Raw genomic sequence first — 10,813 nt, 5'->3', positions numbered from 1 at the left:
CCCCGCCCCTGATCCGCTCCCGCGGATCGTCCCCGCCCCGATGGGGCGGGAGAGGCTCACTCCGCGGCGGGGGCTTCCTTGCCCTTCTTGCCGAACACGCCGGAGAACCAGCCCTTCTTCGGGGCGTCCTCGCCGCTCGTGCCGGAGATCGCCTCGCCCTCCTGCTCCGGCGGGGGCGGGGCGACGACCTCGCCGAACTTGGTGAAGAACTCGCCGGCGAGCTTCTTCGCCGTGGCGTCGATCAGCCGCCCGCCGAGCTGGGCGATCTTGCCGCCGACCTGGGCCTTGACGTCGTAGTGCAGGATCGTCTCCTCCGAGCCGTCCGCGCCCTCGACCGCCTCGAGGTCGACCTTGGCCGAGCCCTTGGCGTGGCCGGCGGCGCCGCCGGCACCCTCCCCGGAGATGACGTAGCCGTTGGGCGGATCGAGGTCGGAGAGCGTCACCTTGCCGTTGAAGGTCGCCTTCACCGGGCCGATCTTCAGCGTCACCTTCGCCGTCATCTCGGTGTCGGAGGTCTTCTCGATCTCCTGGCAGCCGGGGATGCACTGCTTGAGCACCTCCGGATCGTTCAGCGCGGCCCAGACCGTCTCGCGGGGGGCGGCGATCCGTTGGCTGTCGGTCATGTCCATGGCGTCATCCTTCCTCGTGTCGGTCGAATTGTTGGATCCTCACGCCCCGCGCTGGCCGCGCCGCCGCAGGACGGTGATCTCCGCGAGGATCGACATCGCTATTTCTTCGGGCGTAATCGCGCCGATGTCGAGCCCCGCGGGGGCGTGCAGCCGCTCGAAGGCGGCGGGCGGCGTTCCCGCCCGGGTCAGCTCCTCGCGCAGCGCCGCCGCCTTCAGCCGCGAGCCGACGAAGGCGACGTAGCCGGCGTCGCTCGCCAGCGCCGCGGCGAGCGCCGCCGCGTCGCCCGCCCCCTGCGTCGCCACCACGACGAAGCGCGTCTGCGCCGCCTCGGGCGCGACGGCGTAGCCGGCGATGCCGTGGTCGGGCGCGGCGAAGGCGTCGAGATCGGCCTGCGGCGCATGCACGACCGTCTCGTAGCCCATCCGTCGGCCGAGATCGCACAGCGCCTCGGCGACGGGGGTCGCGCCGCAGATCACGAGCTGCGGGCGCGGCAGCACCGCCTCGACGAACACGTCCATCGTGCCCTTGGAGGGGCAGCGGTTCGCCGCGAAGCGCACGCCGTCGCGCTCGTCGCCGGGGGCGACGCCCAGATCCGCGAGCAGGTCCTCCGGCTGCACCGAGACGAGCCGCGCCTCGCCGTCGGCGATCACCTGGCGCGCCGTGCGCAACACCGCCCCGCGGGCGCAGCCGCCGCCGATCCAGCCGCCGGTGATCGTGCCGTCGGCCCGGATGATCGCCTTGGCGCCGGCCTTCGCCGCCGTGAGCGAGACCGTGCGCACGACGGTCGCGATGGCGAAGGGCTCCGCCCTCGCCCGCATGGCGGCGACGAGGGAGAGGACGTCCTGCGGGTCGGTCATCGGCATCGTGTCCATCACAGGGGATCCGTCACAGGCGGGCGAGCTCCGGCTCGAGAGCCGCGAGGCTCGCGAGGTCGTGGGCGGGGGCGAACAGGTCGACATGCGGCAGCGCCGCCTTCATGCCGCGGGCGGCGGGCGCGTAGTCACGCCAGCCCAGCATCGGGTTGAGCCAGATCAGCCGGCGCGCCCGGCGGCGCAGGCGCGCCATCTCGCGGGCGAGGATCTCCGGCTCGCCGGTGTCGTAGCCGTCCGAGACGATCATCACCGCCGTGCGGGAGGTCAGCGTGCGCGAGGCATAGGCGCGGTTGAAGGTCTCGAGCGCGCCGCCGATCCTCGTGCCGCCGCCGAAGCCCTGGGCGAGAAGCGCGAAGCGCTCGGCGGCGCGCACGGGATCGCGCTCGCGCAGCGCCTGCGAGACCTGGATCAGCCGGGTGTGGAAGACGAAGGCGTCGGCGCGGGCGAAGCCGGCCAGCACGCCGTGCATGAAGCGCACGAAGGTCGCCGAATAGACGCTCATCGAGCCGGACGCATCGAGCAGGACGACGAGCTTCAGCGGCTTCCTGCGCGGGCGCCGACGCACGAGATCGAGCGGCTCCCCCCCGCGCTCGGCGGCCCGCGCCAGCGTTCGGCGCAGATCGAGCCTCCGGCCTTTCCGGGCGACGCGTTCGCGGCGGGCGAGCCGCGCGCGCATGCGCCGGGCGAGGCGCTCGGCCAGCGCGTGCGCGGCCTCGATCTCGGACGGGTCGCTCAGGTGGCGGAAGTCGGTGTGGGCGAGGCTCTCGATGCGCGAGCCGCCGGCGCGGCGGCTCTGCGCGTCGTCTTCGGTCTCCGCCGCGTGATCCTCCGCCTCCGAGCGGGTGACGCGGTCCGGCGCCCCCTCCTCGCCCCGCTTCGCGTCGGGCCCCGGCCAGGAACGGATGTCGAGCCCGCCCTTGCGGGAGGCGCCCGAGGTCGTGACGCGCATTCCCGTGCGCCGCACGCTCCAGTAGGCGCGGTAGATCTCGGGAAAGCGCTCCCAGTCGGCGGGACGCGTGGCGAAGAGCGTGCGCAAGGCCGGCATCAGCAGGGTCGGGCGCGAGAGGTCGGCGGCGGCGAGGATCGCCAGCGCGTCGCGGCTCTCCGCGAGGCCGATCGCAAAGCCGTTCATCCGTAGCGTGCGTACGAAGCCGGCGAGCCGGGCGCGGATCGCGGCGGCGACGCCGGTCTCGGGGAGCGCCGCGGCCGGGCTCACGCGCTCGCCTCCACCAGGCGGGCGACGACCTCCGGCGCGAGCCGGGCGCGGTCCTCGCGGGTCTTCAGGAGCGCGATCAGCGCGTCGTGGACGGCTTCCGGGTCGTCGCGCAGGTCGGTCAGGCCGACGAGGCTGGCAGTGAAGTCGAGCGTCTCGGCGACGCCGGGGACCTTGGCCAGATCCTCGCGGCGCACCTTGGCGACGAAGCGCGCCACCTGGGTCGCCAGCGCGGCGTCGATGCCCGGCAGGCGCGCGAGCAGGATGCGCGCCTCGCGGTCGGGCTCGGGATAGTCGACGTAATGGTAGAGGCAGCGCCGGCGCAGCGCATCCGAGAGCTCGCGGGTGGCGTTCGAGGTCAGCACCACGTGGGGAATGCTGGTGGCCGCGATGGTGCCGAGCTCCGGGATCGAGACCTGGAAGTCGGAGAGGAGCTCGAGCAGGAAGGCCTCGAACTCCTCGTCCGCCCGGTCGATCTCGTCGATGAGGAGGACCGGGGACTTCTCCTGGCGGATGGCGGCGAGCAGCGGGCGCTCCAGCAGGTAGGCCTCCGAGAAGATCTCCGCCTCGACGGCCCGCGCATCGTGACCCTCCCGCGCCCTGATGGCCAGCAGCTGGCGCTGGTAGTTCCACTCGTAGAGCGCGGCCGCCCGGTCGAGCCCCTCCCAGCATTGCAGGCGGATGAGCCGCGTGTCGTGGATCGCGGCCAGCGCCTTGGCGATCTCGGTCTTGCCGACGCCCGCCTCGCCCTCGAGCAGCAGCGGCCGCCCGAGCCGCTGCATCAGCGCGAGCGCGACGGCGAGGTCGCGATCGGGCACGTAGCCGGTCGCGACCAGGCGCTTCGCGATGGCGTCGCGGTCGAGGGGGGCGGTCACGGGGTACTCTCCTCGAAACGGTGGTTGGCCGGCGCGCCGTCAGCTCTCCTTCCCTGTAGGGGAAGGTGGCTCGGGCGCGAAGCGACCGAGACGGATGGGGCGCGCGGCACGCGCGTTCGGCGAAGCCGAAGGTCGACGGTCGATGCGGGCACCCTCGGTGCTTCCGCTTCGCGGAACGCGCCTTCGGCGCGCCCCATCCGTCACGCCGCTGCGCGGCGCGCCACCTTCCCCTACGGGGAAGGAAAGACGCCGCGCCGCGCGTGCACATCCTTTTTCACAGGATGTGTGCGTCGGGTGGGGCGCCTCGCTCGGCCGTCGTCCCCACCCGCCGGCCTTCGGCCGACTCCTCCCCTTCCGGGGAGAAATCGAACCGCGTCACGCCCCCAATGCGCGGGCGGCCTTCCAGATGCGCCAATGGTCGTGCGGCATCTGGATGTGCGTCGACCCCAGGAACGCGAACGCGTCGTTCACCGCGTTCGAGAAGCACGGCACGCCGCCGACATGCGGGCTCTCGCCGACGCCCTTGGCGCCGATCGGGTGGTGCGGCGAGGGGGTGACGGTGTGGTCCGTCTCCCAGACCGGGGTCTCCACCGCGGTGGGCAGGAAGAAGTCCATGAAGGACGCGCCCATGACGTTGCCCTGCTCGTCGTAGCGGATCTCCTGGCCCATCGCGACCGCGAAGGCCTCGGTGAGGCCGCCGTGGACCTGGCCCTCGATGATCATCGGGTTGATCCGGGTCCCGCAATCGTCGAGCGCGTAGAAGCGCCGGACCTTGTAGACGCCGGTGTCGACGTCGATGTCCATGACGCAGACATAGGCCCCGAACGGGTAGGTCATGTTCGGCGGGTCGTAGTAGGACACCGCCTCGAGGCCGGGCTCCATGTTCGGCGGGGGCTGGTTGTAGGCCGCCCAGACGATCTCCTTCATCGACTTGCGGCTCTCGGGCAGGCCCTTGACCCGGAAGCCGTCGATGTCCCACTCCACGTCGTCGTGGTGCACCTCGAGCATGTGCGCCGCGATCATCTGCGCCTTCGCCTTGATCTTGCGCGCGGCGACCGCGGTGGCGGCCCCGGCGACCGGCGTCGAGCGCGAGCCGTAGGTGCCGAGCCCGTAGGGCGCCGTGTCGGTGTTGCCCTCCTCGATCATGATGTCGTCGGCGGGGATGCCGAGCTCGGTGGCGATGATCTGGGCGTAGGTGGTCTCGTGGCCCTGGCCCTGGCTCTTGGTGCCCATGCGGGCGATGACGCCGCCCGTCGGGTGGATGCGGATCTCGGCGGAATCGAACATGCCGATGCCGAGGATATCGCAGTTGCGGGTCGGGCCCGCGCCGACGATCTCGGTGAAGAAGGAGAGGCCGATGCCCATGATCTCGCGGGTCTCGCCCCGCTCGAAGGCCGCGCGCTTCTCCCGCTGCTCGGCGCGCAGCGCGTCGTAGCCCACGGCGTCGAGCGCCTTCCTCATGGCGGTGTGATAGTCGCCGGAATCGTATTCCCAGCCCAGTGCCGAGTTGTAGGGGAATTGCTCGGCCTCGATGAAGTTCTTCATCCGCAGCTCGGCCGAATCCATGCCGAGCTTCTGCGCCAGGATCTCGATCGCGCGCTCGATGGCGTAGACCGCCTCGGTGACCCGGAAGGAGCAGCGATAGGCCACGCCGCCGGGCGCCTTGTTGGTGTAGACGCCGTCGACCGCCAGATGCGCGACCGGGATGTCGTACGAGCCCGTGCAGATGTTCATGAAGCCCGCCGGCCACTTCGACGGGTCGGCGCAGGCGTCGAAGGCGCCGTGGTCGGCGAGCACGTGCACGCGCATGCCGGTGATGGTGCCGTCCTTGGTCGCCGCGAGCTCGGTCGTCATGTGGTAGTCGCGGGCGAAGGACGTGGCGGAGAGGTTCTCCATCCGGTCCTCGACCCACTTCACGGGGACGCCGAGCACGATCGAGGCCACGACCGCGCAGATGTAGCCCGGATAGGCGCCGACCTTGTTGCCGAAGCCACCGCCGATGTCGGGGGCGATGACGTGCACCTTGTGCTCGGGGATGCCCGCAAGCATGGAGGCCACGGTGCGGATGACGTGCGGGGCCTGGAAGGTGCCCCACAGCGTCAGCTCGCCGCGGATCTTGTCCATCGAGGCCACGCACTGGCAGGTCTCGAGCGGCGAGGGATGGGTGCGGTGGTAGGAGAGCATCTCCTTGATCGTCACGTCCGCCTTGTCGAAGGCGGCGTCCGTGCCGGTCCTGTCGCCGATCGTCCACTCGAAGATGTGGTTGTGGTGCTTGCGGGGTCCGTGCGCGCCCTCCGTCTTGTCCTTGATGTCCTCGCGCAGCAGCGGCGCGTCCTCGGCCATGGCCTGGAACGGGTCGACCAGCGGCGCCAGCTCCTCGTACTCGACCTCGACGAGCTCGATGGCGTCGGCGGCGATGTAGCGGTCCTCGGCGATGACGAAGGCCACTTCCTGGCCCTGGAACAGCACCTTCTCGTCTGCGAGCACGGCCTGCACGTCGCCGGCGAGGGTCGGCATGTAGTGCAAGTTCAGAGGCTTGAGGTCGGCCGCCGTGAGCACCGCCTTGACGCCGGGCAGCGCCAGCGCCGCGGAAGCGTCGATCTTCTTGATGCGGGCGTGGGCGTAGGTGGAGCGCACGAAGTCGCCGAAGAGCATGCCCGGCAGCTTCAGGTCGTCGACATACTGGCCGCGGCCTTGCGTGAAGCGCACGTCCTCGACGCGCTTGCGCTTGCAGCCCATGCCCTGGAGCTTGGCTTCGCGCTCCTCGCGGGTGGGGGTCATGTCGTTCATTCCGCGGCCTCCTGGAAGGGCTCGCCCGCGAGCGTCGCGGCGGCGTGCTGTATGGCCTTGACGATGTTCTGGTAGCCCGTGCAGCGGCAGAGATTCCCGGAGATGCCGGCGCGAATCTCGGCCTCGGTCGGGCGCGGGTTCTCCTGCAGCAGACGATGGGCGCGCACGATCATGCCGGGGGTGCAGTAGCCGCACTGGAGCCCGTGCATCTCGCGAAAGCTCTCCTGCAGGGCGTGCAGCGTGCCGTCCGGGGCGGCGACGCCCTCGATGGTGAGGATCTCCGCGCCGTCGGCCTGGGCGGCGAACATGGTGCAGGACTTCACCGACATGCCGTCGATGTCGACTGTGCAGGCGCCGCAATGGCCGGTCTCGCAGCCGATATGCGCACCGGTGAGGCCGAGATCCTCGCGCAGGTAGTGGATCAGCAGCGTGCGCGGCTCGACCAGCGACTCGTGGGCCTTGCCGTTGACGGTGAGCTCGATGTGGACCTTGGACATGGGTCGCCTCTCCCTCAAGCCTGCGCGCGGGCGGCGGCGCGGGCGAGCGCCCGGCGCAGCATCACGCCGGCCATGGCGGTGCGGTATTCCGCGGGCCCGCGCCCGTCGGAGGCGGGGTTGGTGATGGCTTCCGCCGCGGCCACCGCACGGTCGACGACCTCCGGCTCGAGCCGCGCGCCCGCGAGGATCGCCATGGCGTCCTCCGCCAGCAGCGGCGTCTCGGAGACGTTGGTGAGGCCGATGGCGATGGTCTCGACCGCGCCGGCCTTCATCGTCAGCTGCACGGCGGCGGCGGCGGTGGCGTAGTCGCCGACCTTGCGCTTGAGCTTCTCGTAGGCGAAGCCCGCGCCGGCGGGCGGGACGGGGATGCGCACGGCGGTGAGGATCTCGCCGTCCTCGGCGGCGGTGAAGTAGGCGCCCTGGTAGAACTCCCGCGCCTTCACCGCGCGCTCGCCGTTCGGGCCGGCCAGCGTGTAGGTCGCGTCGAGCGTCATCATCACGGCCGGCATGTCGTTGCCGGGATCGCCGTTGGCGACGTTGCCGCCGAGCGTGCCGCGATAGCGGATCTGCGGGTCGGCGATCACGGCCGAGGTCTCCGGGATCAGCGGCAGTGTCTGCGCGAGGATCGGGTCCTGCAGGAGCTGGTGCTGCGTCGTCATCGCGCCGATGACGACCTCGGAGCCCTCCTCGCGCACGCCCTTGAGCGCGGCGATGCGGGAGAGGTCGACGAGCGCCTCGGGCGCGGACAGCCGCAGCTTCATCATCGGGATGAGGCTGTGGCCGCCGGCGAGCGCGCGGGCCTCGTCGCCGAGCCGGGCGAGCAGGCCCACGGCCTCCTCCACGGTGCTCGGGCTGTGATAGGCGAAATTGGCGGGTATCACGCCGGATCCTCCTCCTCGAGTGTTACAACCCTTCATTGCGGGCGCGGGCCCGTCTTTTTCGAAAGGGTCCAGGGAGGAGGGGTGTGCGGCAATCTCTCGTGCACGAGGAACCGCGGCTCGTGCACGAAACGCGGGTTCGCCCGCACGAAGTGCGTCAGGCGGGCTGACCTACTCCGCGGCATCCAGCGGTCGCGTCCGGGCCTGCTCCTCGGTCTCGAACCGCCGCTTCAAGGTCGCGAGCCGGGCGCGGGCGACGGGAAGGCTGCGCCCGTCGTCGAGGAGCGCGACCCCGTTGTCGCCCGCCCGCCGCACGGCGACGACGTGGTCGAGGTTGACCACGTGGCTCCTGTGGATGCGCAGGAAGCGCGCCGGGTCGAGGGCGGCCTCCGCCTCGCCGATCGACAGGCCGCAGAAATACTCGTGCTCGCCGTCGCGGACATAGGTGTAGTGCGCGTTGGCGCGCACGCAGCGAACCGCGCCTACCGGGAGAGCGAGCGGCGTGCCGTTGCGCTCCACGGTGAGCGTCCGCGCCGGCCGGCGCGGCGGGCCGCCGACGCCACCGAGCGGGGCGGTCCGGCTCGCGCCGTCGCGGACGGACGGCGGCTCGGGCGGTTCCACGGCGGGCGTGCGCGCGACCGGCGCGGCGAGCGTCTCGGCCGCGGGCTCCGCCTGCGCGGTGTTCGCGTCCGCGATCTCGGTCGCCCCGCGACGGGCCCGACCCGGCCGGGCGCGCTCGGGCGTCAGCGTCGCGAGGAAGGCGCCGGAGACGGCGAAGGCGACGAGGGCGACGGTGAGCGCGAGGCCGTCCGGCGAGAGGCTCGACGCGAATTGCGAGGGCGCTTCCGCGGGTGCCGCGTGCAGCGTCATGCCGGCCATGGCTGTGTAGTGCATCCCGGAGACGGCGAGGCCCATCGCGATCGCGGAGGCCCACAGCGTCTGGCGCGGCGCCTCGAAGCACAGCCACAGCGCCGCCGTGGAGGCCGCCACGGCGAGGACGAGGGAGAGGACGACGGGGCCGGGCGCGTGGCTCATGGTCATCGCCCCGGCGAGCGCGCCCATGCCGATGTAGTGCATCGACGCGATGCCCGCGCCCATGCCGAGCCCGCCTGCGCCGACGCGCAGCACGAGGGGCAGGTCCGTCGCCGCGAGCAGCATGCCTGCGCCCACCACCATCACGCAGACGAGAAGCGAGAACACGGTGGGCGCGACGAGGTAGTCCACCCCCACCGGCAGCCGCGCGGCGAGGAGCCCGATGAAGTGCATCGACCAGATGCCCACCGCGAGCGTCGCCGCCGCCCCAACGAGCAGCACCCGCCGCCGCACCCCCTCCGCCGCCGCGACCCGCCCCGCGAGCGCGAGGCCGACATAGGCGCCCTGCATGGCGACGAGGATGGAGAGCGCCACGAGCCAGGGGTCGTGGGCGAGGGAGTGGGTGACGCCAGCCGCATGCACGCCGATGTCCATCGCCTCCTCCTCCCGAAGACCGCTCGCTCCCGAAGAGCGCTCCGCGGCGGGACGCGCGCACTCTGCCGCCGAACGACGCCCCGCGCAATGCGAGGCGCCTCGGGCGAGTTCGCGACAGGGTTGCCCGGCAAAGGTTGCCGTGGCATAGCTTCGCCCGAATGGACGTGGGGGCGTCGATGTCCGTATTGCCGCAGCACGCGTGGCTGGAGCGCGCGGCCGCTCTCGAACGCGAGCACGCGCAGGTTTCCCACGGTGCGGAGCCGCCGCGCGCGGCCCTGGCCCGCGCGCTCGTCGATCTGCTCGACCTGGCGATGGTGGCCCCGCGCGCGCTGCGGGACGGCTTGCGCTCGTTCGACGAGGACATGCTGACGAAAGCCGCCGAGGCCCGCGGCGATCGAATTCGTGACGAGGGCACCGTCGCCTGGCCGTCGCGCTCCGACGATCCGCAGGCGGTGTTCGACGCGCTGGCGCTCCAGGTTCGGAGCCTCGACGAGGCCTTGCAGCAGGACAGCACGCGGCCGCCCTCGGACGCGCTCTTGTTCGAGGATTTCTGCCGTGTCGTCCGCGATCCGGGGGAGGGCGGCGACCGGTTCCTCGTCAAGCGCGTGCGCCCGCGCCCGGGCGTGACCCTCGCCCAGCATCATCCCTACGCGCTGCGAGCGCTGAGGTGGCACCGCTTGCTGCCGACGCGGCTGAACGGCATGCCGGTCCGGCTCCACCACAAGACGACGCTGTCCCCGCCGGCGCCGCCCTCGCAGACGTCCCCGTTCGCCCAGACGCTCGGCGCCGCCCTGTTCGAGGGCTTCGGCCTCGCGAGGCCGCTCTACGAGGACATCGGTGCCGGTCCGTTCCGCATCGAGGCGATCGATTGCACGGCTCCGGAAGGGACCGTGGTCGCGCAGGTCGCCGCGGCGAGCCGCGAGGGCTGCTTCGCGCTCGTTTGGCCGGAGCTGTGCGTCACCCCGGAGCTGCGCGAGGAGATCGCGGCCGCGCTCGTCGCCCAGGACGATCCCCCGCAGATCGTCGTGGCGGGCTCGTGGCACGAGGAGAGGGACGGGGCCGTCGCCAATACGGCGCACGTGCTGGATGGCCGCGGCACGCCGCTCCTGCGCTACGACAAGGTGATTCCATACAGCGATTCGAAGGGCTGCGTGGAGGACATCCGGCGCGGAGACTGCGTTCCGGTGCTCGTCACCGACGAGGCGCTCGTCGCTTTCGCCATCTGTCGGGACTTCTGCGACGTGCAGGAGCCGCTGCCGAACCTCGACGTCGATCTCGTCCTCGTGCCGTCGCTCAGCGGCGAGAAGGCGCTGCCCGGCCACATCGCCAACGCCGTCCGGCTGGTGGGTACGCACAGGACACGCAGCTTCGTCGTCCAGCAGGCGCTTCCCGCCGTCGCGGACGGGCTCGGATGGGTCCTCGATGTCCAACGGCTGCCGGAAGCTCCGGGCGAGCCCTCTCCCGTCGCGCAGACGGTGACGTTCACGGCCTATCGGCGGCAAACGTGACGCTGGACGTGAACTAAAATGAAATGTATTGAGTTTACCTGGCTGATGACGTAGGCATGACAAGCTGGGGCATGAGCACGAGC

9 protein-coding genes are annotated in these 10,813 nt (G+C 71.7%); 1 reads left to right on the top strand and 8 read right to left on the bottom strand.

The features are described 5' to 3' along the window. Nucleotides 1-56: 56 nt before the first annotated feature. The 8 genes from G407_RS29855 to G407_RS0124195 all read right to left on the bottom strand — a co-directional run bounded on the left by G407_RS29855 (nt 57) and on the right by G407_RS0124195 (nt 9,222). Nucleotides 57-623 (bottom strand): SRPBCC family protein, encoded by a 567-nt coding sequence (locus G407_RS29855; protein WP_043540512.1) that lies wholly within the window; start codon nt 621-623, stop codon nt 57-59. 45 nt (nt 624-668) lie between these two features. Then, nucleotides 669-1,487: an XdhC family protein gene (locus G407_RS0124225; RefSeq protein ID WP_029032884.1), complete on the bottom strand. Its 819-nt coding sequence runs from the start codon at nt 1,485-1,487 to the stop codon at nt 669-671. Between the two features lie 28 nt (nt 1,488-1,515). After that, complete coding sequence (locus G407_RS0124220; protein WP_029032883.1) at nt 1,516-2,718, bottom strand: vWA domain-containing protein; 1,203 nt, start codon at nt 2,716-2,718, stop codon at nt 1,516-1,518. Then, nucleotides 2,715-3,590, bottom strand: coding sequence for an AAA family ATPase (locus tag G407_RS0124215; protein WP_029032882.1), 876 nt, complete (start codon nt 3,588-3,590; stop codon nt 2,715-2,717). The genes G407_RS0124220 and G407_RS0124215 overlap by 4 nt, the downstream gene beginning before the upstream one ends. 375 nt (nt 3,591-3,965) lie before the next feature. Continuing rightward, complete coding sequence (locus G407_RS0124210) at nt 3,966-6,380, bottom strand: aerobic carbon-monoxide dehydrogenase large subunit (RefSeq protein ID WP_029032881.1); 2,415 nt, start codon at nt 6,378-6,380, stop codon at nt 3,966-3,968. Next, nucleotides 6,377-6,877 carry a (2Fe-2S)-binding protein gene (locus G407_RS0124205; RefSeq protein WP_029032880.1) on the bottom strand — a complete coding sequence of 167 codons (501 nt, stop codon included), beginning with the start codon at nt 6,875-6,877 and terminating at the stop codon, nt 6,377-6,379. Before G407_RS0124205 ends, G407_RS0124210 begins: the two co-directional genes overlap by 4 nt. 14 nt (nt 6,878-6,891) lie before the next feature. Then, the gene (locus G407_RS0124200) at nt 6,892-7,758 is read right to left on the bottom strand and encodes an FAD binding domain-containing protein (protein ID WP_029032879.1); all 867 of its coding nucleotides are present in this window, start codon (nt 7,756-7,758) and stop codon (nt 6,892-6,894) included. Between the two features lie 168 nt (nt 7,759-7,926). Continuing rightward, on the bottom strand, nt 7,927-9,222 hold the full coding sequence (locus G407_RS0124195) for an MHYT domain-containing protein (protein WP_052341843.1): 1,296 nt from the start codon (nt 9,220-9,222) through the stop codon (nt 7,927-7,929). Nucleotides 9,223-9,398: 176 nt separating this feature from the next. On the opposite strand from G407_RS0124195, the gene G407_RS0124190 reads away from it, so the two are divergent. Then, on the top strand, nt 9,399-10,730 hold the full coding sequence (locus G407_RS0124190; protein WP_156917705.1) for a carbon-nitrogen hydrolase family protein: 1,332 nt from the start codon (nt 9,399-9,401) through the stop codon (nt 10,728-10,730). Nucleotides 10,731-10,813 lie beyond the last annotated feature (83 nt).

Source organism: Salinarimonas rosea DSM 21201, assembly GCF_000429045.1.
GTDB lineage: Bacteria > Pseudomonadota > Alphaproteobacteria > Rhizobiales > Beijerinckiaceae > Salinarimonas > Salinarimonas rosea.
Note: the sequence above shows the minus strand (reverse complement) of the source record. Positions and strands in the feature narration are given on the sequence as shown.

Coding starts and splice junctions, on each gene's coding strand:
- G407_RS29855 (WP_043540512.1), bottom strand. CDS start 623: ATGACCGACAGCCAACGGATCGCCGCCCCCCGCGAGACGGTCTGGGCC.
- G407_RS0124225 (WP_029032884.1), bottom strand. CDS start 1,487: ATGACCGACCCGCAGGACGTCCTCTCCCTCGTCGCCGCCATGCGGGCG.
- G407_RS0124210 (WP_029032881.1), bottom strand. CDS start 6,380: ATGAACGACATGACCCCCACCCGCGAGGAGCGCGAAGCCAAGCTCCAG.
- G407_RS0124205 (WP_029032880.1), bottom strand. CDS start 6,877: ATGTCCAAGGTCCACATCGAGCTCACCGTCAACGGCAAGGCCCACGAG.
- G407_RS0124195 (WP_052341843.1), bottom strand. CDS start 9,222: ATGGACATCGGCGTGCATGCGGCTGGCGTCACCCACTCCCTCGCCCAC.
- G407_RS0124190 (WP_156917705.1), top strand. CDS start 9,399: ATGTCCGTATTGCCGCAGCACGCGTGGCTGGAGCGCGCGGCCGCTCTC.